Source organism: Pseudomonas sp. 8(2025), from assembly GCF_052665325.1.
Window position 1 is genome coordinate 59,974 of the sequence record NZ_JBQOIE010000009.1, and the last position, 24,914, is coordinate 84,887.

The window sequence follows — 24,914 nt, forward strand, 5'->3', positions numbered from 1 at the left end:
GCGCGGTTGGCGCCCCGGCGGGTTCGGTCGCAGCCTTCGGCAGCGGCTACTGGGGGAGCTGGGCCAGGCGCTGTTCGAGGAAGCGCCGCTCGGGGGCTTGCCGGACCAGGGCCAGGGCCCGCTGGTAGGACTGGCGCGCCGCGGCGATATGCCCCAGTTGCCGGCAGAAGTCGGCACGAGCGGCATGGGCCAGGTGGTAATCCTGCAAGTCGCCGCGCAGCAGGATCGCTTCCACTTGCGCCAGCCCGGCACCGGGCCCGTCGCGCTGGGCCAGGGCCACGGCACGGTTGAGCTCGATCACCGGCGAAGGCTGCAGGCGCAGCAGCACGTCATACAAACCGACGATCTGCGGCCAGTCGGTCTGTGCTGCACTCGGCGCTTCGGCATGCACCGCGGCAATCGCCGCCTGCAGGCAATAGGGCCCGGCCTGGCCGCTGCGCAGGCCGCGCTCTACCAGGGCACAGCCCTGCTCGATCAAATCCTGCTGCCACAACCCGCGATCCTGCTCGTCCAGCAGGACCAGCTCGCCGTCGCTGGAAAGGCGCGCGCCACGCCGTGACTCGTGCAACAGCATCAGCGCCAGCAGGCCCATCACCTCCGCTTCCGGCAACAGTTCCAGCAGCAGGTAGCCCAGGCGGATGGCTTCGCGGGTCAGGTCCTCCCGGGTCAGCTCGGCGCCCATGGAGGCCGAATACCCTTCGTTGAACACCAGGTAGATCACCCGCAGCACGCTCTCCAGGCGCTCGGGCAGCTCGCTCAACGCCGGCACCTGGTAGGGAATCCGCGCATCGCGGATCTTCGCCTTGGCACGCACGATGCGCTGGGCGATGGTGGCCGGCGTGGCCAGAAAGGCCCGGGCGATTTCCTCGGTGCTCAGGTCGCAGATCTCCCGCAGGGTCAGGGGTACCTGGGCATCCGCCGCCAGCGCCGGGTGGCAGCAGGTGAAGATCAGGCGCAGGCGATCGTCTTGCACGTCCTCGGCGCTCCAGTCGTCCTGTTCCAGTTGCTCGAGCTGGCTGAGCAGCGCCGCCTGTGACGCCGCGAAGCGCGCCCGGCGACGCAGGGCGTCGATGGCCTTGAAGCGGCCGACGGACACCAGCCAGGCCCGCGGGTTGTCCGGCACGCCATCGCTGCGCCAGCGCTCCACCGCCACGAAGAAGGCTTCATGCAGCGCCTCCTCGGCCAGGTCGAAATCCCCCAGCAGGCGGATCAGGGTGGCGAGGATCCGCCGCGACTGCTCGCGGTAGACCTGCGCCACCGTTGCCGCGATGACTTCCCGAGGCTGGTCGCTCATCAGTCCGGCAGGTCCCGGGTGACCAGGGCCACCAGGCGCTCCAGGCTCTGCCCCCAGCCCTCGTGAAAGCCCATGGCCTCATGGGCCTTGCGATCGGCCTCGGTCCAGTGCATGGCGCGGGCAGTGTAGAGGGTCTGGTCGCCCTGCTCCTCGAAGGTCACTTCAGCGGTCATGAACGGCTTGCCCGAGGGGATCCAGCCCGGTAGGTAGGCGTCGGTAAACACCAGCCGCGACGGCGCGGCGATCTCCAGGAACACCCCCATGGTCGGGTACTCGCTGCCGTCCGGGGCGCGCATCAGGGTACGAAACTGGCCGCCGACCCACAGGTCCATTTCACACTCCGGAGTGATCATGCCGTGGGGCCCCCACCATTGCGCCAGCAAGGCCGGCTCGGTCCAGGCGCGAAAGACCTTGTTGCGCGGCGCGTCGATCAGGCGGCTGATGGACAGTTCATGCTCGGCGGGCTTGCGGCCCGCAGTCTGGAAAGTCATCGCGAAACTCCTGTTTATCGTTGTTTTCAGGGATTCAATTCACGTACTGGACGCACTTCGACACTGCCGACCCGGGCCGCCGGTATCTGCCCGGCCACCTGGATCGCTTCGTTCAAGTCCTTGGCCTGGATCAGGTAGAAACCGGCCAACTGTTCCTTGGTTTCGGCGAACGGACCATCGGTGATCGACAGCTTGCCACCGCGCATGCGCACCGTGGTGGCGGTGTGCACCGATTGCAGCGCCTCGGCGGCAAGCATCCGCCCGCTGCCCTGGACCGACTCGGCATAGGCCAGGCACTCGGCATCCTCGGGGCTGTCGGGCAGGCTGTGCAGCAACTGTTCGTCGCTGTAGACCAGGCATAGGTATTTCATGGGCACCTCCGGATTCGGGCTGAGCAACTATGGTCGCTGTTCGCCGCTTTGGCGAACCGCTGGTTGCTCAGGGTTGCAGGTCGAACTGGGTGGTCCCGGTGAGCATGTCGAACGGCGCCGACCAGTGCTCGTGCACCACCAGCCATTGGCCCGCACGGCGCTGGTAAGCGGCACTCACCCGCATCCAGCAGGCCTTGGTCACGCCCTCGGCATCGGTGCCACCGCAATGGGCCAGCCAGTGGGCGAAGGCCAGCTCTTCGTCGGCCAGCACCTGCAACTGATGGAACTCGAAAATGCCCGGGCCGGGGCAGACCTGCATGCACGCTTCCCAGTGTTCGCGATAGGCGGCCTTGCCCTTGAATTGCAAGGCACCGACCGCGTCGAAAGAAGTGATGTCGTCGGCGTAGTAGCTGACAATACGCTGGATATCCCGGGCTATCACAGCCTGTTGCCAGTGGTCGATCAGGCTGCGGATCTGCGCTTCGTTGGATGGATTGTGCATGGCGAAACTCCTCATGAATGGAATGAACCGCTGCTGAACACCCCCTGCACCCACGCCGTTGAATGTTCAGTTCACCCTTAGTCGTCTGGCCATTCGCGCAATCGACACTGCGCATAAAAAAATTTACCGGCGGGGCAAAATCGCTAGAATCCGCACCCTCCCCCCACCGGATCTAAGTGCCCGTGACCACTCGCCTGGTGCCTTACGAACAGCTCGACAGCCACCAGCATGCCCGCTTGCTGGAGCTTGAGGTGCTGCCCGGACAGAAGGCGTTTAGCGGGGACATTCATGGCGCGCTGTACACCCTCGACAACGCGCCGCGGGGAGCGATCAGGGGCTTTGCCCTGCTCAGCGAGGAGTGGCCGGTGGCCTTCCTGCTGCTCAAGCGCCCGCCCTGCCTGCCGGCCTGGGCCGATGCCGACAGCGCCAGCCTGCACGCCCTGCAAGTGGACCGGCGGCACCAGGGCCGGGGCTTCGGCCAGGCCTGCCTGCAAGCGGTGCCTGAGGCCGCCCGCCAGGCCTGGCCCGAACTCAAGGGCCTGACCCTGGCGGTGGACAGCGACAACCAGCCGGCCCTCAGGCTGTACCGCAAGCTGGGCTGGGTGGAAAACGGCGAAGCCTGCAAGGGCCGGATCGGCTATGAACGGCGGATGGCGCTGGCGTTCTGACCCCGGGCCCTCGGCTGCAAACCCGATATCCGTTCTACAGCGGCTGCACCATCTCGTGCCAGGCCATGCCGCCGTGGTCCGACTCCGACGCCTTGATGTAGACAAAACCAAAGCGCTGGTACAGCGGTACATGGCGTTCCTTGCACATCAGGTGGATGCGCGCCTTGCCCAGTTCGCGCATGCGCGCGATGAAGGCTTGCAGCAGGTGCCGGGACAGGCCCAGGCCCTGGAAGTCCGGGTGCACCACCACCGACATGATCACCACTTCCGGGCCCGCCGGGTCGTGGCCGATCAGTTCCTTGAAGGCCTCGTCGGCCATCTGCACGTCGAAGGTGGCGCCGGAGTTGATGAAGCCGGCCACCACACCCTGCACTTCGGCAACGATGAAACCTTCGGGCCAGGTGGCGATGCGGGTGGCGATCTTGTCCCGGGTCGCGGCCTCGTCGCCTTCGTAGGCCAGGGTCTCGATGGCAAAGCAGCGGTCCAGGTCGGTGGGCAGGACGGTGCGGATCAGCGGAGTCGAAGCGGTCATGGGCGGCAACCTGGGGTCGGAGAAGGGCCGCCGATTCTACCAACAGTGCAGCCTGCGTATGCATTGCATAGGGATCGAAGGGACCGCCGTAAAGCTTTCATATAAGCCCTGGCAACGCCTGCGCCAAGGGCTTATCTATCAGCTCCCCGACGTCAGGGTGGCCGGCCCGAGCGGGCCGGAACCGCCCCGTCCTGCCCCCAGGAGCTTTCCCATGAGCAATATCCAGATCGGCCTTCTACTGCTGTTCGGCATTGCCGCCTTCGGCTGCATCACCCTGTACATCGACTTTGTCCACGAACGGCGCCGCGGCGAAAAATCCCTGGGCCGGGATCACAGCCCCACCAGGCGGTAACCCACCTGCAACTCGGTGATCAGATGCTGGGGCTGGGCCGGATCGGCCTCCAGCTTCTGCCGCAGATGGGCCATGTGCACCCGCAGGTAATGGGCGCGGTCGACGTAGTCCAGGCCCCAGACCTCCAGCAGCAACTGGCGATGGGTCAGCACCCGGCTCTGGCCACGGATCAGCGCGCAGAGCAGGCGGTACTCGATCGGCGTGAGGTGCACAGGCAGCCCTTCGCGGCGCACCTCATGGGTGGCCAGGTCGACCTCGATGGCACCAAAGGCCACCTTGCTGGTGGCGGCCGCCGTACCGCTCTGGCCATGACGGCGCAGTTGCGCGCGAATCCGCGCCAGCAGTTCCGGCACGCCGAACGGCTTGACCAGATAGTCGTCGGCGCCGGCATCCAGGGCGGCGACTTTCTCGTCCTCCCGATCCCGGGCCGACAGCACCAGGATCGGCACTGCCAGCCAGCCGCGCAGCTCGCTGATCAACTGCTTGCCGTCGCCGTCCGGCAGGCCCAGGTCGACGATCACCAGGTCCGGCTGGCGGCTGGCGGCATGGATCAGGGCGCGCTTGACGCTGTCGGCCTCGAACACCTGGAAACCTTCGTCCTCCAGGGCGATACCGACGAAACGGCGGATATTGGCTTCGTCCTCGACGATCAGGATGCGTGCGCTGCTCATAGGGTTTCCATGGAAGGCGGCTGAACCGCCGGCAAGGTGATGACAAAACTCAGCCCGGCATCGGCATGAGGCTGGGCCTCGATGCGCCCGCCATGGGCCTCGACGATACGTTTGGCCAGGGCCAGGCCCAGGCCGATGCCGGCCACGGCGGATTCCTGCTGACCGCGACTGAAGGCTTCGAACAGGCTGGCCGGGGAACTGCCCTTTGGGCAGCCCGGGCCGCTGTCGCTGACCTGCAGGATGATCTGCTGGTCGACCTGGCGGGCGCTGATCTGCACCAGGGTCCCGGCCGGGGTGTACTTGGCGGCGTTGTCCAGAAGGTTCACCAGCACCCGCTCCAGCAACAGCGCGTCCACTTCCACCAAGGGCAGCTGCGGCGCCATGGCCACTCGCATTTGATGCCCGGCCAGGGGCTCGCGCAGCTGGCGCAAGGCACTGCCGACAATCTCCTCCAGGGAGTTCCACTGGCGATTCAGGCGTACCCCGCGCTCCTGCATGCGCGCCATGTCCAGCAGGTTCTCGATCAGCCGCTGCATGGACGAAGCCTGATCGTGAATCCCTGCCAGCAGGTGCTTGAGCGGGCCCTGCGCAGCGTGGGGCAAGGCGGCGTCGGCGGCGCCGATGATGGTGGTCAAGGGCGTGCGCAGGTCATGGGAAATGGCCGCCAGCAGGGTGTTGCGCATGCGCTCGCCCTCCATCTGCAGCACAGTGCTCTGGGCCACCTCGACGTAATGCACGCGCTCCAGGGCAATCGCCAGCTGGCTCATGCAGGCCTCCAGCAGGCGCTGTTCTTCCGGCTCCTTGAGGCGCTCGGCATCCTCGGCTTCAAGCACCAGCACGCCACGCACCCGCATCGGCGCCTTGAGCGGCAGATAGCAGCCCTTGGCCGCCGCCAGGGTATCGGTGCCGCGCCCGGCCGGTTGGTCGTGGTCATAGGCCCACTGGGCGATGCTCTCGTCAATGGCCAGGGTATTGGCGCTCAGCGCCCGCACCCGGTTCTCGGCATCCGGCAACGCCAGCCCGACCCGGGCCTCGAACACCCCACTGAAGGTACGCAAGGCCACGGCGCAGATCTGCTCCTCGGTCAACGCCGCCGACAGCTCACGGGCCAGCCCGGCCAGGGAGGTGGCACGGCGCTCGCCCGCGGCCGCGGTACGCGCTTCATGGCGCAGGCGCGCGGTGAGCTGGCCGGTGATCAGGGCAATCCCCAGCATCAGGGCGAAGGTGAAGAAGTACTGGGTGTCGTTGACCGTGAACGACCACACCGGCTGGACGAAGAAGAAATCGAAGCACAGCACCGCCAGCATCGCCGCCCAGACGCCGGGGCCCCGCCCGTAGCGCAGCGCCACCAGGACCACGGTCAGCAGGAACAGCATGACCACGTTGGCCGGGTCGAACACTTTGAGCAGCAGCGCCGCCACCGCGGTGGCGGCAAAGCACGCCAGGCTCGCCCACAGGTAGGCCGGCGCGCGGCTGGGCGGCAGGCCGGCCTCGGGCTTGTCCACTGGCGCAGGGCGCCGGCTCAAGGGCCCGTTGGCGATCACGATCTGGTCGATTTCCGGGTGCTGGCGGCTGATGCGGTCGCTCACCGACTGGTGCCAGAACTGCCAGACCTTGCGCGGGTAATGGCCCAGCACCAGGCGATTGGCGTTGTGCTCGCGAGCGCAGGCCACCAGGGCTTCGGCGACATCCATGCCGGGCAAAGTGGCGGTCTCGGCGCCAAACTCGGCGGCCAGGGCCAGGGTCTTCATGGCCGCCGCATAACGGGCGGCGCCGGCGCCACGGCGCTGGGCCGAAGCCACGTGCACCACCATCCAGTCGGCTTCGAGCTTTTGCGCCAGGCGCGCGGCTTCGCGCACCAGGCGCTCATCCGCCGGGTCGCCGGCGATCCCCACCAGCAAGCGCTCGCGAGCCGGCCACAAGGCATTGATCGAACGCTCGCGGCGATAGTCGCGCATCTGTGCATCGACCCGGTCGGCGGTGCGGCGCAGGGTCAGTTCACGCAGGGCCAGCAGGTTGCCCTTGCGAAAGAAATGCCGTGAAGCGCGTTCGGCCTGGGGCCCGAGGTAGACCTTGCCGTCCTTGAGGCGGCGCAGCAGGTCATCCGGCGGCAGGTCGATCACCAGCACTTCGTGGGCTTCGTCGAACAGGTGGTCGGGCACCGTTTCGCGCACCCGGATGCCGATGATCCCGCTGACGATGTCGTTGAGGCTTTCCAGGTGCTGGACGTTGAGGGTGGTCCAGACATCGATCCCGGCCCGCAGCAATTCCTCCACGTCCTGCCAGCGCTTGGGATGGCGCGAGCCGGGCACGTTGCTGTGGGCCAGCTCGTCCACCAGCAGCACCGCCGGGTGGCGCGCCAGGGCGGCATCCAGGTCGAACTCCGGCAAGGCGTAGTCGCGGTGCATCAGGCGGTGGCGCTCCAACACTTGCAGCCCTTGCAGCAGCTCGGCGGTTTCTCGCCGGCCATGGGTTTCCACCACCCCGGCCACCACGTCGCGGCCCTGGGCCACTTCGTTGCGCGCCGCGGTGAGCATGGCGCAGGTCTTGCCGACTCCGGCGTTGGAACCGAAATAGATCCGCAGTTTGCCCCGTTGGGCCGCTTGCTCGTCCTGCTGCAGTTTTTCCAGCAGCGCATCGGGATCGGGGCGACCGTCGCGGGGCGGCATGTCAGCATCGAGAACAGCCATGTGCATCCTTAAATGGACAAGGCGGCACTCGAAAGAGCGCCGCCTTGCAAGTCCCTGTCAGACCAGGCCGAGGCCGGCCAGCAGCATGTCGATCAGCTTGATCCCGGCGAAGGGTACCAGCACCCCGCCCAGGCCGTAGATCAGCAGGTTGCGGTTGAGCAGCGCCGCGGCGCCAATGGCCCGGTACTTCACCCCCTTGAGCGCCAGGGGGATGAGGAACACGATGATCAGCGCGTTGAAGATCACCGCACTGAGAATCGCCGAGTTCGGGCTGTTCAGGTGCATCACGTTCAGCGCCGCCAGTTGCGGGTAAGTGGCGACGAAGGCGGCCGGTACGATAGCAAAATACTTGGCCACGTCGTTGGCCACGCTGAAGGTGGTCAGGGCGCCGCGGGTCATGAGCATCTGCTTGCCCACTTCCACCACTTCGATCAGCTTGGTCGGGTTGCTGTCCAGGTCCACCATGTTGCCGGCTTCCTTGGCCGCCTGGGTGCCGCTGTTCATGGCCACCGCCACGTCGGCCTGTGCCAGGGCCGGGGCGTCGTTGGTACCGTCGCCGGTCATGGCCACCAGCTTGCCCTTGGCCTGGTAGTCGCGGATCAGTTGCAGCTTGTCCTCGGGCCGCGCTTCGGCGAGGAAATCGTCGACCCCGGCTTCCACGGCAATGGCCGCCGCGGTCAGGCGGTTGTCGCCGGTGATCATCACGGTCTTGATGCCCATGCGCCGCAGCTCGGCGAAGCGCTCCTTGATCCCGCCCTTGACCACGTCCTTGAGCTCCACCACGCCCAGGGCCTGGGCGCCTTCGCTGACCACCAGCGGGGTGCTGCCACGGCGCGAGACTTCATCGACCTTGGCCTGCAAGGCCGGCGGGAAGCTGCCGCCCTGGGCCTCGATATGCCGGCGGATGGCATCGGCCGCGCCCTTGCGGATGCTCCGGCCCTCGGGCAGGTCGACCCCGCTCATGCGGGTCTGGGCGGTGAACTGCACGAAGCTGGCGCCCAGGGCGTGAAGGTCACGCCCACGGATGTCGAACAGTTGCTTGGCCAGCACCACGATGCTCCGGCCTTCCGGGGTCTCGTCCGCCAGGGAAGCCAGTTGCGCGGCTTGCGCCAGTTCGCTGTCCTTGATCCCCGGCGCCGGCAGGAAGGCGCTGGCCTGGCGGTTGCCCAGGGTGATGGTGCCGGTCTTGTCCAGCAGCAGCACGTCCACGTCCCCCGCCGCTTCCACGGCGCGGCCGGAGGTGGCAATGACATTGGCCGACATCATCCGGCTCATGCCCGCCACACCGATGGCCGAGAGCAGGCCACCGATGGTGGTGGGGATCAGGCACACCAGCAGCGCCACCATCACCGTGGCGCTGATCACACTGCCGGTGCCGCTCATGGCCACGGCGAAGATCGAGTACGGGCTCAGGGTCACGATCACCAGCAGGAACAGCAGGGTCAGGCCCACCAGGAGAATGGTCAGGGCCACCTCGTTGGGAGTCTTCTGGCGCTTGGCCGACTCCACCATGGAGATCATGCGGTCCAGGAACGACTCGCCTGGGTTGACGCTGATGCGCACCACCAGCCAGTCCGACAGCACCCGGGTGCCGCCGGTGACCGAGGAAAAGTCGCCCCCGGCCTCGCGGATCACCGGCGCCGATTCACCGGTGATGGCGCTTTCGTCCACCGTGGCCACGCCTTCGATGACCTCGCCGTCCAGGGGCACCAGGTCGCCGGCCTCGATCAGCACCACCATATCCTTGCGCAGTTCGCTGGCGGCCATGGGCAACCAGGCGGCGCCATGCCGGGGCTGTTGCAGCAGCTTGGCCAGGGTCTGGCGCTTCATGCCCTTGAGGCTCGCCGCCTGGGCCCGGCTGCGGCCCTCGGCCAGGGCTTCGGCAAAGTTGGCAAACAGCACGGTGAACCACAACCACAGGGTGATGCTGAGGATAAAGCCGCTGGGGGCCTCACCCTCGCCGCCCAGGGACTGGAACCACAGCAGGGTGGTGAGAAGGCTGCCCAGGTAGACCACGAACATCACCGGGTTCTTCCACTGCGCCTGGGGCAGCAGTTTCTTCACGGCATCCAGGCACGCGGTGAGCACTAGCCCACGGTCGAACAACGCTATACGAGGGTTGCTACTCATGATCGACGTCTCTTACTCACTGGCCGCAACGGGCGAGGAATGCAGGGGCGCTTGGGCATCCAGCGCCAGGTTGAGTTGCAGCACATTGACCCGGGGCTCGCCCAGCAGGCCGAAGGTGCGGCTTTCGCTGTGCGCCTGCAGCAGCATCAGCACGTCCACGGCGGCCATTTGCCGCTGGCGGGCCACCCGGTTCAGTTGCAGCCGGGCGTTGGCCAGGGAGATGTGCGGGTCCAGGCCGGAGGCCGAGGCGGTCACTGCGTCCACTGGCACCGGCATGTCTGCCGCCAGGCCATTGAGCTGGCGATAGGCGCTGACCCGCGCGGCCACGCTGTCCACCAGCTTCTGGCTGGTGGGGCCCAGGTTGCTGGCGCCACTGGCCCCGGCGTTGTAGGGCTGGGGCACACTCTTGCTCGGGTCCAGCGGATCGCTGCCCAGGGTCATGCTCGGGCGGCCCTGGAAATACTCCGGGCGGTCGAACGCCTGGCCGATCAGCGCCGAGCCCACGACCCGGCCATCACGCTGCACCAGACTGCCCTGGGCCTGGAACGGAAACAGCAGGTTGGCCAACCCCGTGGTAACCAGCGGATAGGCCAGCCCGGTGAGCAGCATGAAGAACACCGCCGACACCAGCACCGGGCGCAACAGGCCCTTGAACAGCAGCGCGGTGGCGCCCTGGGTTTGCATTTGCGTAGTCATCACAACCCCTTACTTGTAGGTCTGGCCGGCGAGCAACTGCAGTTGCTCCACCAGCGGGCCGAGCGCGAGGGCCGGCAGGAAAGTCAGGCCACCGACCACCAGCACCACGAACACCACCAGCAACATGAACAGCGGCGTGGCGGTGGGAATGGTGCCGGCACCGGCCGGGATGTTCTTTTTCGCCGCCAGGGAACCGGCCACGGCCAGCATCGGCAGCATGGTGAAGAAGCGCCCCATGAGCATCGCCAGGCCAATGGTGGTGTTGAAGAACGGTGTATTGGCGTTCAGGCCGGCAAACGCCGAACCGTTGTTGGCGGTGCCCGAGGCGTAGGCGTAGAGCACCTCACTGAAGCCATGGGGGCCCAGATTGTTGAGGCTGTTGAGAGTGCCCGGCCACAGTGCCGCCAGGGCGGTGAAACCGAGGATGCAGATCGGGTGCGCGAGCACCGAGAGCATCACCAGCTTGATCTCCCGGGCCTCGATCTTCTTGCCGAGGAACTCAGGGCTGCGACCGATCATCATGCCCACCAGGAACACCGTCAGCAGGGCGTACTGGATCAGGTTGATAAAGCCCACGCCGTCGCCGCCGAACACACAGTTGAGCATCATCTGCGCCAGGGGTACGAAGCCGCCCATGGGGGTCAGCGAGTCGTGCATGGCATTCACCGAACCGGTGGTGGCGCCGGTGGTGGTGGTGACGAACAGCGCGGTGTCGGCAATGCCGAAGCGCAGCTCCTTGCCTTCCATGTTGCCGCCGCTCTGGGTCTCCGACATCTGCTGGTCGGCACCGGCCTGGGTCAGCAGCGGGTTACCGCCCTGCTCCGCGGTGAAGACAATCGCCAGGAAGCCGACGAACATCACCAGGAAAGTGCCGAAGAACACCCAGCCCTGACGCCGACGCAGCAGCATGCTGCCGAAGGCATAGGTCAGGGCCGAAGGGATCAGCAACATGCTGAGGATGTGCAGGACGTTGGTCAGCGGCGTCGGATTCTCGAACGGGTGGGCCGCGTTCATGCTGAAGAAGCCGCCACCGTTGGTGCCGATGTGCTTGATCGACTCGAAACTGGCCACGGCGCCGACGATCAGTTGCTGCTGGGCGCCTTCCAGGGTGGTGGCCAGGGCCTGGGAGTTGAGGGTCTGGGGCATGCCCTGCCAGACATAGACCAGGGCCATGACCAGGCACAACGGCAGCATCACCCGGTACAGGGTGCGGGTGAAGTCGACCCAGTAGTTGCCGATATCCGCCGAGCTGGAACGGCTCAGGCCGCGAATGAAGCCGGCTGCGGCGACAACACCTGCGGTAGCGCCGACGAACATCAGGAAGGTGATCACTGCCATCTGGCTGAAGTTCGACAGGCTGCTTTCACCTGAGTACGCCTGCCAGTTGGTGTTGGTGATAAAGGACGCGGCGGTGTTGAACGCCAGGTCCGGGGTCTGCGCCGCCAGCCCCAGGGGGTTGAGCGGCGTGCTGCCTTGCAGGCGCAGCAGCAGGTAGCCCAGCAGCATCATCGCCGCGTTGGACAGCAGCAGGGCCGAGCCATAGCGGGCCCAGCCCATGGTTTCAGCCGGGTCGATCCCCAGCAGGCGGTAGGTGGCACGCTCCGGCAAGGCGTGGCCACGGCCGCTGAAGACCCGGGCCAGCCATTGGCCCATCAGCGCGGCCAGCCCGGTCATCAGGCCGAGGATCACCGCGTATTCCAGCACAGTACTCAACATGTCGATGCTCCGTTCAAATCTTGCCCATGGCGACGATGACCAGGGCCGTCAATACAAAGAACCCCAGGGTCAGGCCCACGAAGATCAGGTCGAACATGGCTGGTTTCCTTTCTGGTAGATGCCCGGACGGGCGAATGAAAGTGGGTGGCAGTTGCTGCGTGCGGTCATCAGAATTTCTCGGCACGGATCAGCGCATAACCCAGGTAGGCAAACAGCAGCACGGCGCACAAACCACTGGCGCCGTAGATGAATGGCAGTGTCAGCAAGGCAGCTCTCCCCTTAATGCTCAAAGGCGGTGCCGGGAGCGCAAAGCGCAACCCGGGCACGGCCGGTCAGGGCACCCGCGACGGGCGCCGGCAGGGAGTCGGGAACGCCTCGTCCACCGCTCTCCTCTGCGCCACGCAGGTTAGGTGAGGGCGCATCAAGGTCGGGCACTGATTGCCGGGGGCGGCATTAAGACGGCGTAAAGATTGCGGCGGTGTGGGGCGGGAGAATCGGGGACGGGCCAGCGCCCCCGAGGGGGTCATTCACTTTTCAGGGGCAGCCAGATTTCCAGTACCCCGGTGCCGGCCTGGGGGTTGAAGTCGGCGCTGTAGCGCTCGAATTCCGGGGCATCGGCGGCCTCTCGACCCGACTGGGGCAGCCAGGTGTTCCAGATGTAGTCGAAGGTCCGGGGCAAGTCCTGCAAGGCGCCGCCATGCTCGAACACCGCATAGTGCTGCGGCTGCACCTCGATCCAGCGATAGCGCTCGGGCAGATCGTCGAGCTTGCTGATCTCGACCCCGGCGATGTACTCGAAGCCGCCCTGGCCGTCGGGGTTGCAGCAGATGCCATAGGTCTTGCGGTCGACCTGCCCCGGCACCTTGCCAATGTGCGGCACAAAGCGCTGCCACAGCAGGCCGATGTCCTGGCGAGTGGCAGGAGTGAATCGTTCGCCGAGGCCGGCGATCAGCAAAAAACGCTCCCTCTCGAAGCGCGGTTCTGGGCCTCTGCCCTGTTCTTGCTCATCCATGAATGCCACTCCTGCCGCAGAAAAGATGGGTTCGGCACGAAGTATAGAAGCCAATAGCCAAGGCCAGGATCAGAGCGCCGGAAGGTCTGCCGCGCCCGTACCAAGGATGAACTCCTGGTAGCCGGATAGAATCACGTACACCGCGAAATAGCAGAAGATCGCCGCAGATGCCAGGTAGGAATAGCGCAACAGCTTGTCCCCCAGCAGCTTGCCGCCCTGGGTCGCGGCCAGGCACAGGCCCAGGGTCCAGACCAGCCCGGCACAGAAAAAGCCGGCCAGGAACAATCCCGAATCGGCAATCCCACCGCCCCCGGATCGGGCAATCAGGGTGCCGCCCACGGCAGCGAACCAGAGGATCGCACTGGGGGACGACATGGCCAGGAAGATCCCGCGAAAAAACTCCCGGCGCGGCGAGCCCTGGTCCGCCTCCCCGGCGGTGGCCAGCACCGCGCTGTGATGGAGGGCGGCGTAGATCATCTTCGCCGCGAAGTACACCAGCAGGGCCGAACCGCCGATCCACAGCACCCAGCGCACGCTTTGGTATTGCAGCAGCACGGTCATCCCGGCCAGGGCCAGCAGCGCATAGATCAGGTCGCCGACACAGGTCCCCAGGCCCAGGCAGAAGCCCTGGAAATAACCCCGTTGCATGGCCAGGGTAATCATCGCGATATTGGCCACGCCGATGTCCAGGCACAGCGAAAGGCTCAACAAGAAGCCGCTGGTAAACTCCATCATTCATCCCGTTTGCTGCTGTTGTTCGAAGAGGGGCGAGGTGCGAGGAGCCCGGAAAAGCCGGGCCGGCTGAGGCAGCTCACAGCCCTTGCAGGCAAGAAGCGTGCACGTTATAGCGGCAAATCCTGCACCCTCGCAAATCCGCCCGGCGCACCAAAAATAATTTTCCGCGCCTCTGGACAAGCCGGCGGCGGCGCCCGTATCGTCTGCCCCGCAGGCCACCGCAGTGGCCAACGTCGCTCGGACGGTTCCGGGCGCTTACGTCTTTTCGAGGCAACAATGGCCGAACAAGGTTCGCCGCGCCGCTTTGCGCGCATCGATCGTCTTCCCCCCTATGTTTTCAATATCACTGCCGAGCTGAAGATGGCTGCGCGTCGGCGCGGCGAAGACATCATCGACTTGAGCATGGGTAACCCCGACGGCCCTACCCCGCCGCATATCGTCGAGAAACTGGTCACCGTCGCCCAGCGCGAAGACACCCACGGCTACTCCACCTCCAAGGGCATTCCGCGGCTGCGCCGGGCGATTTCCCGCTGGTACAAGGACCGCTACGAGGTCGATATCGACCCGGAAAGCGAAGCCATCGTCACCATCGGTTCCAAGGAAGGCCTGGCGCACCTGATGCTGGCCACCCTGGACCAGGGCGACACGGTGCTGGTGCCCAACCCCAGCTACCCGATCCACATCTACGGCGCGGTCATCGCCGGCGCCCAGGTGCGCTCGGTGCCGCTGGTGCCCGGGGTGGATTTCTTCACCGAGCTGGAGCGGGCCATCCGCGGTTCGATCCCCAAGCCGAAGATGATGATCCTCGGCTTCCCGTCCAACCCCACCGCCCAGTGCGTGGAGCTGGATTTCTTCGAACGGGTGATCGCCCTGGCCAAGCAGTACGACGTGCTGGTGATCCATGACCTGGCCTACGCCGACATCGTCTACGACGGCTGGAAAGCCCCGTCGATCATGCAGGTGCCGGGCGCCAAGGACATCGCGGTGGAGTTCTTCACCCTGTCCAAGAGCTACAACATGGCCGGCTGGCGCATCGGCTTCATGGTGGGCAACCCGGAACTGGTCAGCGCCCTGGCGCGGATCAAGAGCTACCACGACTACGGCACCTTCACCCCGTTGCAGGTGGCGGCGATTGCCGCCCTGGAAGGCGACCAGCAATGCGTGCGCGACATTGCCGAACAGTACCGGCAGCGGCGCAACGTGCTGGTCAAGGGCCTGCACGAACTGGGCTGGATGGTGGAGAACCCCAAGGCCTCGATGTACGTCTGGGCCAAGATTCCCGAGGCCTACGCGCACCTGGGCTCCCTGGAGTTCGCCAAGAAGCTGCTGGCCGAGGCCAAGGTCTGTGTCTCGCCGGGGGTGGGTTTTGGTGAATACGGCGACGATCACGTGCGCTTCGCCCTGATCGAAAACCAGGACCGGATTCGCCAGGCAGTGCGCGGCATCCGCGGCATGTTCCGCGCTGACGGGCTGGTGCAGAAAAGCTGAGATGCTTTCAGCCACAAAAAAACCGCAGTGATGCGGTTTTTTTGTACTCGCGTTTCACCGACAACCTGCTCCCTGTAGGAGCCGGCTTGCCGGCGAAGCCGTTTAAACCACCAACGACAGCAGCAGGATAAAGATCAGGCCCACCACCGAAAGGATGGTTTCCATCGCCGTCCAGGTCTTGAACGTCTCGGCCACGGTCATGTTGAAGTACTGCTTGACCAGCCAGAACCCGGCGTCGTTGACGTGGGACAGGATCAGCGAGCCGGCGCCGGTGGCCAGCACCAGCAGCTCACGGTTGACCCCGGGAATCATCCCTACCACCGGCACCACGATGCCGGCACCGGTGATGGTGGCCACGGTGGCCGAACCGGTGGCGATACGGATCACCGCCGCCACCAGCCACGCCAGGAGGATCGGCGAGATCTGCGCATTGACCGCCATATGGCCGATCACGTCACCCACGCCGCTGGTCACCAGCATCTGCTTGAAGCCGCCACCGGCACCGATGATCAGGATGATCGCCGCGGTCGGCGCCAGGCTGGCATCCAACAGTTTGAGAATCTGCTTGGAACCGATGCCCTGCTTGTAGCCGAAGGTGTACAGCGACAGCAGCAGCGCCAGCAGCAAGGCGGTGATCGGGTGGCCGATCATGTCCATCCAGATGCGGAAGAAGTGTCCGTCCGGCAGCGCCACGTCGGCGAAGGTCTTGAGCAGCATCAGGAACACCGGCAGCAGCACGGTCACCAGGGTCACGCTGAAGCTGGGCAACTGGGCAGCCTGGGGCTCGCGGGCCAGTTGGTCCACCAGTTCCTGGGACGGATTGCCGGGAATGTACTTGGCAATGAAAGTGCCGTAGATCGGCCCGGCGATGATCGCCGTGGGCAGCGCCACGATCAGCCCATACAGGATGGTCTTGCCGATGTCGGCGCCGAACACGCCGATGGCCAGCAGCGGCCCCGGGTGCGGCGGCACCAGGCCGTGCACCGCCGACAGGCCGGCCAGCAGCGGAATGCCGATCTTGATCAGCGACACCCCGGTACGCCGCGCAACGATGAACACCAGCGGAATCAGCAGCACGAAGCCGATCTCGAAGAACAGCGGGATGCCCACCAGGAAGGCGGCAAACATCATCGCCCACTGCACCCGCTCCTTGCCGAACGAGCGGATCAGGGTCTGGGCGATCTGATCGGCGCCACCGGACTCGGCCATCATCTTGCCGAGCATGGTACCCAGGGCCAGGATGATGCCGACAAAACCGAGCACGCCACCAAAGCCGTCCTGGAACGCCTTGATGATCTTGTCCACCGGCATGCCCGACGTCAGGCCGAGGAAACCCGCGGCGATGATCAGAGCGATGAAGGGGTGCAGCTTGAATCGGGTGATCAACACGATCAGCCCGATGATAGTGACCACTGCATCAACCAGCAGATAGGTCTCTTGGGACATGCCAAACATGGGATTGCCTCCGGTTTGTTGTTTTTATTAAAGCGTTAAAAACAAGGGCCGAGTGGGATAGCGCTACCTTTTTCGAGCCAGCACTTAATGTGAAGGTTCCAGGCCATGCTCCAGCCACCATTGGTTGGCCAGTTCGGCCAGGCGCTGGACGCTCAGGGTGCTGGCATCCAGGGCCAGGGTGAGCGGCTCCCCCACCGGGGATTCGAGAGTGGCGAACTGACTGTCGATCAGGGTCGAAGGCATGAAATGCCCTGGCCGGTGCGCCACACGGTCGGCGGCGACTGCCGGAGTCAGTTCGAGAAAGACAAAGCCCAGGCCGGGCGTGGCGGCGCGCAGGCGCTCGCGGTACTTGCGCTTGAGCGCCGAGCAGGTCAGTACCGGGTGCTGGCCGGCGGCCAGGGCACGACGCAGTTCATCGCACAGGCTGTCGAGCCAGCCGGCACGGTCTTCGTCGTCGAGGGGAATGCCGGCACTCATCTTGGCGATGTTCGCCGCCGGGTGGAAGGTATCGCCTTCAATGGCCATGGCGCCGCTGCGCTGGCACAGGGCCTGACTGACACTGGACTTGCCGCAGCCGGCAACACCCATGATGACCAGGGCGGTGATGGGTTGACTCATGAAACACCTCAGCGCGCAGACAGCGCTACCTTCGCAAATAAAAAATCTAGTACAAAAACAGTGTCTGCCGACGCCTTCTTGTCATTTTTGTGGGTTGCCGCGTATATAGTCCGCCAAACCAAAGAGCGAGGGTCAGGCACACCTCGCTCACGCATTGCAGCTGTTTCAGGACAGCGCTACCTTAGAGACTTGAATTTTGTTTGGCAAGCCGTCTGATGACCACTCATAAAAACGATAAAAACACCCGTACCACGGGTCGTCCCACCCTCAATGAAGTCGCCCGCCTGGCCGGAGTCAGCCCGATTACCGCCTCCCGGGCCCTGCGCGGCGTCAGCAGCGTGGCCACCGAACTGGTGGAAAAGGTGCAGAAGGCCGCGCAGGAACTGAACTACGTGGTCAACTCCGCCGCCCGCGCCCTGGCTTCGGCGCAGAGCCAGTCGGTGGTGGTGCTGGTGCCGTCGCTGTCCAACCTGCTGTTCATCGAAACCCTGGAAGCCATCCACCAGGTACTGCGCCCCAAAGGCTTCGAAGTGCTGATCGGCAACTGCCACTATTCTCGGGACGAAGAAGAGAACCTGCTGCGCAACTACATGACCTACCAGCCCCGGGGGCTGCTGCTGACCGGTTTCGACCGCACCGAAAGCGCCCGACGGATGATCGAGGCGAACAACATTCCCTGCGTCTACATGATGGACCTGGACTCCGGCGCCGGGCTCAACTGCGTGGGCTTCTCGCAATTGAACGCCGGCGAAACGGCGGCCCAGCATCTGATTTCCCGCGGGCGCAAGCACCTGGCCTACGTCGGTGCGCAACTGGACCAGCGCACCCTGCTGCGCGGCGAAGGTTTCCGCCGTGCCCTGCAGCAGGCCGGGCGGTACAACCCCGACCTGGAACTGCTGACCCCACGGCCCTCGTCCGTCGGCCTGGGGGCCGAGCTGTTCCTGCAACTGATGCAGAGCCAGCCCCAGGTGGACGCGATCTTCTTCGGCAACGACGACCTGGCCCAGGGCGCGCTGCTGGAAGCCATGCGCTGCGGGATCAAGGTGCCCGAGCAGGTGGCGGTGCTGGGCTTCAACGACCTGCCCTCCTCCGAACACATGGTGCCGCGCCTGAGCAGCATCAGCACTCCGCGCGAAGCCATTGGCCGCCGCGCCGCCGAACAGATGCTGACCCTGCTAGCCGGCAACAGCGTGGCCGAGCCGGTGGTGGACATGGGCTTTGAACTGCGGGTTCGGGAAAGCACCTGAAACGCCTCAGGGCCTGACGCTCAGGACACTGAGCAACAGGCCGAAGCCCACCAGCACCGCGCCGAACAACTGATCGATCCGGCGTTTGTAGGCCAGTAGCCGGCCGGCAATCGCCGGTGCCGAGAAAAACAGCGCCACCAGCACGAACCACAGCACGTGGGCCAGGACGATGATCGCGCCGTAGCCGATCTGTACCGGCAAGGCCGTGCCCGGCTGAATCACCTGCATGAACAGACTGAGAACGAAAATCATCGTCTTGGGGTTCAGGGCATTGGTCAGAAAGCCACTGCGCAAGGCGCCCCAGGTCGACATCCGAGCCCCCTCTGCCGGTTCTTCCCCCGGACGTTGCTCAGGGCTGCGCAACAGCTTGATGCCCAGGTAGATCAGGTACAGCGCACCCGCGATCTTCAAGCCGGTAAACCACAGCAGCGACTGCTGCAACAGCACCCCCACCCCCAGCAAGCTGTAGCCGATATGCACCATGACCCCGAGCCCGATGCCCAGGGCCGTGAACACGCCGTGGCGGCGCGAAAGCAGCAGGCTGTTGCGGGTTACCAGGGCAAAGTCGGCCCCGGGGCTGAGTACAGCAAGAATGGTAATGGTGATTACGAGTAACAGTTCGGTCACGTTGAATACGCCTAGGCTATAGAATCAGGCACTACTGTATTGGGACCATGACCCAGGCCGATAACGATGAAAACTGACATTCCTGGTGATAAAAACTCACAACTCTCGCGACGGCGCCTGCCCCCGCTGAGCGCCTTGCGCTGCTTCGAAGCCGCTGCACGCCTGGAAAGCTTCACCCAGGCCGGCGCCACCCTGCACCTGACCCACGGCGCCATCAGCCGTGCGGTGCGCGCCCTGGAAGAGGACCTCGGCACCCCTCTCTTTGAGCGCCGCAGCCAGCGGGTCTTTCTCACCGCCGCCGGAGCCGAACTGCTGCACAGCGTGACCCAGGCCCTGGACCTGATCGAGAGCACCGCCAGCCGCCTGCGAGCCCCGGCTCCCGCAGCACCGCTGGTGCTGTCCTGCGAGCCGACGCTGCTGATGCGCTGGCTGATTCCGCGCATGCCGGGGTTCTATGCCGAGCACCCGCAAGTGCCGATCCAGCTGCTGGCCGGCGGCGGGCCCTTCTCGTTCGGTGCCGGTATCGACCTGGCGATCCGCCGCAACGACTTTGCCTGGAGCCGCGACACCCAGGCCCACTGGCTATTCGACGAAGCCATAGGCCCGGTATGCCGCCCCGAGCGCCAGGCCGACTGGACCCCGGCAACGGCCGGGCTGGCGCAACTGGCGGCGCAGGCACCGCGCCTGCACAGCGCCACCCGGCCGCACGCCTGGCAACAGTGGCTGCAATTGCAGCAACAACCGGTTGCCCCGACGCCACCGGAGCAGGTCTTCGAGCACTTCTACTTCAGCCTGCAAGCGGCCGTGGCCGGGCTGGGTCTGGCCATTGCCCCCTGGCAACTGGTGCGTGACGACCTGGAGGGCGGGCTGCTGTGTGCGCCCTTCGGCTTTGTCGCCGATGGCAGCGCTTATTACCTGCTTTCCCCCCAGGCCATAGACCCGGATTCGGCCAGCGGAAAACTGCTGCACTGGTTGCGCCGGCAAGCCCTGGCGTAGGCACTCAGGCAGGCGGGGCCACGGCCCCCAGCGCCGGGTCCTCGCCGCTGAGCAACTGCACCAGGGCCAGGGCCCCCTTCTGCAAAGGCTGGTTCTTCAACCACACCGCGTGCACCGGCAACACCAGGCCGTTGTCGATGTTCTTGAAATGCAGCCGTTGCAAGCGCCCCGCCGCCAGCAACGGCTGGATCACCGACAGCGGGAAATTGCCCCAGCCGATCCCCGCCTCCACCATGTGCAGGGCCATGGCCAGGCTGTCGGTGCGCCACAGCGACTCGCCCACCAGGGGCCGGGTATCACTCAGGGGCAGGTCGCGGCTGGCCACCACCACCTGACGGACCTTGATCAGCTCTTCCAGGTACAGCGAACCGTCACTGGCCTGGAACACAGGGTGCCCGGCACAAATGCAGGCAATCATCCGCTCGCAGCCCAGGTACTGGAAATACTCCAGGGCATTCACGCTCAACCCGGCAAAGGCCACGCCGACGCTGACCCGGCCACTGTGCAAAAGGTGCAGCACGTCATCCTGGGGAGCACTGAGCAGCTCGACTTCCAGCAGCGGATAACGCTCGGCAATCAGCTTGATGGCGGCCAGTACCCGTTGCTTGTCGATGTCATCCACCACCGCGATCGACAGCTTGCTCTCCAGGCCCAGGGACAGCTCGACGGCATGCACCTGCAATTGCTTGAGCTGGTCGGCAATCAGCCGCGCATGGGGCGCCAGGGACAAGGCCAGCGGCGTGGGCAGCGGCTCGCGGTGGCTGCGATCGAACAGCGCATACCCCAACTCCGCCTCGAGGTTGGCGATGCCCATGCTCACGGCCGAAGGCACCTTGCCCAAAGAACGCGCCGCCGCAGAAAAGGAGCCGCGATCGAGCACGGCGAGAAACAACTGGATGCTGTCGCTGGAGAAGTTCATGAGAAACAACCTATCAGGAAAACTGAAAGCTTCCGACTTTTTCTGTCACCTTGATTGAAGCTATCTTCCGCGCCCTGCGCCACCCTCAGGCTGGCCATTCCCATTCAAAATCGAGGAACCCGCATGCAAGGCGTGAAACGCAAACTGGTCTATGTCTCTTTATTCGAAGTGTTCGGCATGACCTTCTCGGCCCTGGGCCTGGCCCTGCTGTCCGGCACCTCGCCCAGCAGCACCGGGCCACTGGCGGTGGTCATCACCAGCATCGCGGTGACCTGGAACTTCATCTACACCACCCTGTTCGAGCGCTGGGAAAGCCGCCAGCCATCGCGCACCCGTACGGTCAAGCGGCGCATTGCCCATGCCGTGGGTTTCCAGTTGACCCTGATCGTGTTCCTGATCCCGCTGATCGCCTGGTGGATGGCGATCAGCCTGGTGCAGGCCTTTCTCCTGGACCTGGCGCTGATCCTGTTCATCCCCTGCTACACCTTTGCCTTCAACTGGCTGTTCGACCGGGTTTTCGGCTTGCCGGCCTCGGCCCTCCCCGATCCGGCCTGAGATACCCGTATCGGCAAATTGATCGTCGCCGAGACGACGCCACGCTGTTAGATTCCCATGGCCATCCAGTACCACGAACAAGGAAGCGTCATGGGAACCCGCTGCAGAATTCTCGGTAAAGCCTCGTCCATCAATGTCAGGAAAGTCTTGTGGACCTGTGAGGAGCTTGGGCTTTCCTACCAGCAGGAAGACTGGGGTAGTGGCTTTCAGTCCACCCATACCCCTGAGTTTCTCGCCCTCAACCCCAATGCCCAGGTACCGGTGCTGATCGACGACGCCGGGGTCCTGTGGGAATCCAACAGCATCTGCCGCTACCTGGCCAACCTGCACCCCGGCAGCGGCCTGCTGCCCACGGCCCCGCGCGCCCGGGCCCTGGTTGAACAGTGGATGGACTGGCAGGCCACCGAGCTGAACCCGTCCTGGAGCTATGCCTTCATGGGCCTGGTGCGCCAGCATGCGGATTACCAGGACAGCCAGCGCATCGGCGCCAGCCTGCTGGCCTGGAATGCCAAGATGCAAATCCTCGAACGCCAGCTCGAGCGCTCGGGCGCCTATGTTCTGGGCGAGGATTTCAGCCTTGCGGATATCGTTCTTGGTCTCTCGGTGAATCGCTGGAAGATGACCCCCATGGAGCACCCGGCCTACCCCGCCGTGGCCGCCTACTACGAACGCCTCAGCCTGCACCCGGGCTTCATGCTGCACGGGCGCAATGGCATCGCCTGAGCTGGCCATCCCTCCTCTGGCCCAACGGAGATTCGAAATGAACGGACTTAACGTACTACTGACCGGCGCTTGCGGCAGGATCGGCAAGGTGTTTTTTCAGGGCTCCCAGGAGCGCCACCGCTTCACCCTCACCGACCGGGTGGAGCCGGACTTCGAAATCCCCGCGCCACACCGCTTCGTGCGCCTGGACCTCGACGACCCGCAAGCCATCGGCCGCCTGCTCCCGGGGATCGACGTCATCGTGCACCTGGCCGGCATTCCCCATGCCAGCGCCAGCTTCGACGAGTTGCTGCCGAACAACATCCTCGCCACCACCTACCTGTTCGAGGCCGCGGTACAGGCCGGTTGCCGGCGCCTGGTATTTGCCAGCAGCGCCCAGACCATCGAGGGCTACCCGGTGGACCGGCAGATCACTCCGGGCATGCCGGTGATGCCAGCCAACCTGTATGGCGTGAGCAAGTGCTACGGCGAGGCGCTATGCGCCTTCTATGCCGCCAAGCGCGGGCTGTCCTGCATTGCCCTGCGCATTGGTGCGTTCGAAGACCCGAAACACCACGAACTGACCACCACCCGCGACCTGAGCGCCTGGCTCAGCCCACGGGATGCAGTGCAGTTGTTGCAACGGGCAGTGGAAACCCCGGGGGTGCAACTGCTGATCGGCCACGGCATTTCCAACAATCGCTTCAAGCGCCTGGACCTCAGCGAAACCACCCGGGTGCTGGGCTACGAACCGGTGGACGATGCCTTCCAGGAAAATTTCGGCATTCCCATCACCTACTGAGCCACCACGGGGCACCCGCCGTCACGCGCGGGTGCCCGGCATTGCGCTATAAATCCGGCAGATGTAACGAAATACGACAATAAATCAGCGCATCCTCCGGTTTACGCACGTGGATTCACAATCCTTGGTTTCCGTTAGCAGGCTAAGATTTCCGCTCTGTGTCCTGTGGAATTCCCTGCATGCCCGCCTCTGCCCCGCTCACCAGCGACCTCGACCCTCAACGCGCCGCCGGCATCAGCGCGCGCATCGACCGCCTGCCTGCCGTGGCCACGATCTGGCGCCTGGTGGCGCTGCTGTCCATTGGCGGTTTTTTCGAGCTGTACGACCTGTTCCAGACCGCCTACATCAGCCCGGGGCTGATCCGCGACGGGATCTTCGCCAGCGGCAACCAGGGGGTGTTCGGTTTTTCCGACCAGGCGGCCTTCGCCTCGGCGACCTTTCTCGGCCTGTTCCTCGGCGCCAGCCTGCTGAGCCCGATAGCCGACCGCTTCGGACGCCGGGCGATCTTCACCTTCGCCCTGATCTGGTACACCCTGGCCACGGTGCTGATGGGGCTGCAGAGCACGGCGCTGGGGATCATCTGCATGCGATTCCTGGTAGGCATCGGCCTGGGCATCGAACTGGTGACCATCGACGCCTACCTCAGCGAACTGGTGCCCAAGCGCATGCGCAGCTCGGCCTTCGCCTTTGCCTTTTTCGTGCAGTTCCTGTCGGTGCCGGCAGTGGCGCTGATGTCCTGGTGGCTGGTGCCCCAGGCGCCCTGGGGGATCTCCGGCTGGCGCTGGGTGGTGCTGGCCAGCGCGGTGTTCGCCCTGTTCATCTGGTGGTTGCGCTCACGCTTGCCAGAGTCGCCACGCTGGCTCGCCCAGCACGGGCGATTCGACGAAGCCGACCGGATCCTGCAAGGCCTCGAGACCCGTTGCGCCCGGGACTACGCCAAGCCGCTGGATGAGCCCGAACCCCAGGCCGTGGATATCCAGGGCCGTGGGCGCTTCGCCGATATCTGGCAACCGCCCTACCGCCGCCGGGCCCTGATGCTGATCGTGTTTCACGTGTTCCAGGCCATCGGCTTCTTCGGTTTCGGCAACTGGCTGCCGGCGCTGCTGTCGGGCCAGGGCGTGAGCGTCACCCACAGCCTGCTGTACGCCTTCATCATCACCCTGGCCTACCCCCTGGGGCCGCTGCTGTTCGTGCGTTTCGCCAACCGCTTCGAGAACAAGTGGCAGATCGTCGGCTCGGCCCTGGGCGCCATGACCTTCGGCACCTTGTTCGCCCTGCAGAGCAGCGCCCTGGGGCTGATTGTCTGCGGGGTGATGATCACCTTTTGCAATGCCTGGCTGAGCTTCAGCTACCACTCCTACCAGAGCGAATTGTTCCCCACCAACATTCGCGCCCGGGCGGTGGGCTTCTGTTACTCGTTCAGCCGCTTGTCGACGGTGTTCAGCAGTTTGCTGGTGGGCTTTTTCCTCGAGCATTTCGGCACGCCCGGGGTCCTGGCCTTTATCGTCAGCAGCATGCTGATCGTGATCCTGACCATCGGCCGCTTCGGGCCGCGCACCCGCAACCTGGCCCTGGAAGACATTGCCCACGCATGAAGACGGCGCCGGCAGCGGTTGCCTGAAAGCGGCAAGACTTGTCCGCTTGC

At 65.1% G+C, this 24,914-nt stretch carries 27 protein-coding genes; 9 read left to right on the plus strand and 18 right to left on the minus strand.

The annotated features are described in order from the left end of the window. Positions 1-46 precede the first annotated feature (46 nt). The 4 genes from ACUXVH_RS18025 to ACUXVH_RS18040 form a co-directional block, all read right to left on the minus strand. Complete coding sequence (locus ACUXVH_RS18025) at positions 47-1,294, minus strand: RNA polymerase sigma factor (RefSeq protein ID WP_011062817.1); 1,248 nt, start codon at positions 1,292-1,294, stop codon at positions 47-49. Then, complete coding sequence (locus ACUXVH_RS18030; protein WP_019093590.1) at positions 1,294-1,785, minus strand: SRPBCC family protein; 492 nt, start codon at positions 1,783-1,785, stop codon at positions 1,294-1,296. The genes ACUXVH_RS18025 and ACUXVH_RS18030 overlap by 1 nt, the downstream gene beginning before the upstream one ends. A 26-nt stretch (positions 1,786-1,811) precedes the next feature. After that, the gene (locus ACUXVH_RS18035; RefSeq protein ID WP_011062819.1) at positions 1,812-2,156 is read right to left on the minus strand and encodes a YciI family protein; all 345 of its coding nucleotides are present in this window, start codon (positions 2,154-2,156) and stop codon (positions 1,812-1,814) included. Between the two features lie 67 nt (positions 2,157-2,223). Next, positions 2,224-2,658, minus strand: a complete 435-nt coding sequence (locus ACUXVH_RS18040) for a YybH family protein (protein ID WP_065365388.1) — start codon at positions 2,656-2,658, stop codon at positions 2,224-2,226. A 182-nt stretch (positions 2,659-2,840) separates the two neighbouring features. Between ACUXVH_RS18040 and ACUXVH_RS18045 the strand changes: the two genes are divergently transcribed. Next, positions 2,841-3,326, plus strand: coding sequence for a GNAT family N-acetyltransferase (locus ACUXVH_RS18045; RefSeq protein ID WP_011062821.1), 486 nt, complete (start codon positions 2,841-2,843; stop codon positions 3,324-3,326). A gap of 34 nt (positions 3,327-3,360) precedes the next feature. Here ACUXVH_RS18045 and ACUXVH_RS18050 read toward each other — a convergent pair whose 3' ends face one another. Beyond that, positions 3,361-3,858 (minus strand): GNAT family N-acetyltransferase, encoded by a 498-nt coding sequence (locus ACUXVH_RS18050; RefSeq protein ID WP_053159844.1) that lies wholly within the window; start codon positions 3,856-3,858, stop codon positions 3,361-3,363. Between the two features lie 211 nt (positions 3,859-4,069). Between ACUXVH_RS18050 and ACUXVH_RS18055 the strand changes: the two genes are divergently transcribed. Further along, positions 4,070-4,210 carry a hypothetical protein gene (locus ACUXVH_RS18055; RefSeq protein ID WP_015636715.1) on the plus strand — a complete coding sequence of 47 codons (141 nt, stop codon included), beginning with the start codon at positions 4,070-4,072 and terminating at the stop codon, positions 4,208-4,210. Here ACUXVH_RS18055 and ACUXVH_RS18060 read toward each other — a convergent pair. The 9 genes from ACUXVH_RS18060 to ACUXVH_RS18100 form a co-directional block, all read right to left on the minus strand. Next, positions 4,189-4,881: a response regulator gene (locus tag ACUXVH_RS18060; protein WP_011062823.1), complete on the minus strand. Its 693-nt coding sequence runs from the start codon at positions 4,879-4,881 to the stop codon at positions 4,189-4,191. The two genes, ACUXVH_RS18055 and ACUXVH_RS18060, sit on opposite strands and share 22 nt — an antisense overlap. Further along, positions 4,878-7,550, minus strand: coding sequence for a sensor histidine kinase (locus ACUXVH_RS18065; RefSeq protein WP_065365387.1), 2,673 nt, complete (start codon positions 7,548-7,550; stop codon positions 4,878-4,880). The genes ACUXVH_RS18060 and ACUXVH_RS18065 overlap by 4 nt, the downstream gene beginning before the upstream one ends. 78 nt (positions 7,551-7,628) lie before the next feature. Continuing rightward, positions 7,629-9,701 (minus strand): potassium-transporting ATPase subunit KdpB, encoded by a 2,073-nt coding sequence (gene kdpB, locus ACUXVH_RS18070; protein WP_011062825.1) that lies wholly within the window; start codon positions 9,699-9,701, stop codon positions 7,629-7,631. A 12-nt stretch (positions 9,702-9,713) separates the two neighbouring features. Then, positions 9,714-10,397 (minus strand): potassium-transporting ATPase subunit KdpC, encoded by a 684-nt coding sequence (gene kdpC / locus ACUXVH_RS18075; RefSeq protein ID WP_015636717.1) that lies wholly within the window; start codon positions 10,395-10,397, stop codon positions 9,714-9,716. Positions 10,398-10,406: 9 nt separating this feature from the next. Beyond that, positions 10,407-12,113 (minus strand): potassium-transporting ATPase subunit KdpA, encoded by a 1,707-nt coding sequence (gene kdpA, locus ACUXVH_RS18080; protein WP_065365386.1) that lies wholly within the window; start codon positions 12,111-12,113, stop codon positions 10,407-10,409. A 13-nt stretch (positions 12,114-12,126) separates the two neighbouring features. Further along, positions 12,127-12,297, minus strand: a complete 171-nt coding sequence (locus tag ACUXVH_RS18085) for a hypothetical protein (protein WP_011062828.1) — start codon at positions 12,295-12,297, stop codon at positions 12,127-12,129. Continuing rightward, entirely contained in the window at positions 12,281-12,379 is a 99-nt protein-coding gene (kdpF, locus tag ACUXVH_RS18090; protein WP_019093583.1) for a K(+)-transporting ATPase subunit F, read from the minus strand. The genes ACUXVH_RS18085 and kdpF overlap by 17 nt, the downstream gene beginning before the upstream one ends. 257 nt (positions 12,380-12,636) lie before the next feature. Continuing rightward, positions 12,637-13,125 carry a GyrI-like domain-containing protein gene (locus ACUXVH_RS18095; protein ID WP_011062830.1) on the minus strand — a complete coding sequence of 163 codons (489 nt, stop codon included), beginning with the start codon at positions 13,123-13,125 and terminating at the stop codon, positions 12,637-12,639. A 69-nt stretch (positions 13,126-13,194) separates the two neighbouring features. Continuing rightward, a complete protein-coding gene (locus ACUXVH_RS18100) occupies positions 13,195-13,857 on the minus strand; it encodes a LysE family translocator (RefSeq protein ID WP_011062831.1) in 663 nt (220 codons plus the stop codon). 279 nt (positions 13,858-14,136) lie between these two features. Between ACUXVH_RS18100 and alaC the strand changes: the two genes are divergently transcribed. Then, complete coding sequence (gene alaC, locus ACUXVH_RS18105; RefSeq protein ID WP_065365385.1) at positions 14,137-15,348, plus strand: alanine transaminase; 1,212 nt, start codon at positions 14,137-14,139, stop codon at positions 15,346-15,348. A gap of 102 nt (positions 15,349-15,450) precedes the next feature. Here the strand turns inward: alaC and ACUXVH_RS18110 are convergent, their stop codons facing one another. Continuing rightward, complete coding sequence (locus ACUXVH_RS18110; protein WP_011062833.1) at positions 15,451-16,803, minus strand: GntP family permease; 1,353 nt, start codon at positions 16,801-16,803, stop codon at positions 15,451-15,453. An 84-nt stretch (positions 16,804-16,887) separates the two neighbouring features. Continuing rightward, a complete protein-coding gene (locus tag ACUXVH_RS18115; RefSeq protein WP_011062834.1) occupies positions 16,888-17,421 on the minus strand; it encodes a gluconokinase in 534 nt (177 codons plus the stop codon). A gap of 215 nt (positions 17,422-17,636) precedes the next feature. On the opposite strand from ACUXVH_RS18115, the gene ACUXVH_RS18120 reads away from it, so the two are divergent. After that, on the plus strand, positions 17,637-18,668 hold the full coding sequence (locus ACUXVH_RS18120; protein WP_445495576.1) for a LacI family DNA-binding transcriptional regulator: 1,032 nt from the start codon (positions 17,637-17,639) through the stop codon (positions 18,666-18,668). A 6-nt stretch (positions 18,669-18,674) separates the two neighbouring features. Here the strand turns inward: ACUXVH_RS18120 and ACUXVH_RS18125 are convergent, their stop codons facing one another. Next, the gene (locus ACUXVH_RS18125; protein ID WP_011062836.1) at positions 18,675-19,295 is read right to left on the minus strand and encodes a LysE family transporter; all 621 of its coding nucleotides are present in this window, start codon (positions 19,293-19,295) and stop codon (positions 18,675-18,677) included. 66 nt (positions 19,296-19,361) lie between these two features. Here ACUXVH_RS18125 and ACUXVH_RS18130 point away from each other — a divergent pair, with 66 nt between their 5' ends. After that, positions 19,362-20,291: a LysR family transcriptional regulator gene (locus ACUXVH_RS18130; RefSeq protein ID WP_041119577.1), complete on the plus strand. Its 930-nt coding sequence runs from the start codon at positions 19,362-19,364 to the stop codon at positions 20,289-20,291. A 4-nt stretch (positions 20,292-20,295) separates the two neighbouring features. Here ACUXVH_RS18130 and ACUXVH_RS18135 read toward each other — a convergent pair whose 3' ends face one another. After that, the gene (locus tag ACUXVH_RS18135; protein WP_011062838.1) at positions 20,296-21,210 is read right to left on the minus strand and encodes a LysR family transcriptional regulator; all 915 of its coding nucleotides are present in this window, start codon (positions 21,208-21,210) and stop codon (positions 20,296-20,298) included. Positions 21,211-21,333: 123 nt separating this feature from the next. On the opposite strand from ACUXVH_RS18135, the gene ACUXVH_RS18140 reads away from it, so the two are divergent. From ACUXVH_RS18140 to ACUXVH_RS18155, 4 genes are all read left to right on the plus strand, one after another. Next, entirely contained in the window at positions 21,334-21,765 is a 432-nt protein-coding gene (locus tag ACUXVH_RS18140; RefSeq protein WP_015636721.1) for a PACE efflux transporter, read from the plus strand. A 90-nt stretch (positions 21,766-21,855) separates the two neighbouring features. Beyond that, a complete protein-coding gene (locus tag ACUXVH_RS18145) occupies positions 21,856-22,488 on the plus strand; it encodes a glutathione S-transferase family protein (protein ID WP_011062840.1) in 633 nt (210 codons plus the stop codon). A gap of 37 nt (positions 22,489-22,525) precedes the next feature. Further along, the gene (locus tag ACUXVH_RS18150; RefSeq protein ID WP_011062841.1) at positions 22,526-23,269 is read left to right on the plus strand and encodes an NAD-dependent epimerase/dehydratase family protein; all 744 of its coding nucleotides are present in this window, start codon (positions 22,526-22,528) and stop codon (positions 23,267-23,269) included. Between the two features lie 179 nt (positions 23,270-23,448). Beyond that, the gene (locus ACUXVH_RS18155) at positions 23,449-24,864 is read left to right on the plus strand and encodes an MFS transporter (RefSeq protein WP_019093580.1); all 1,416 of its coding nucleotides are present in this window, start codon (positions 23,449-23,451) and stop codon (positions 24,862-24,864) included. The last annotated feature ends 50 nt before the right edge of the window (positions 24,865-24,914 follow it).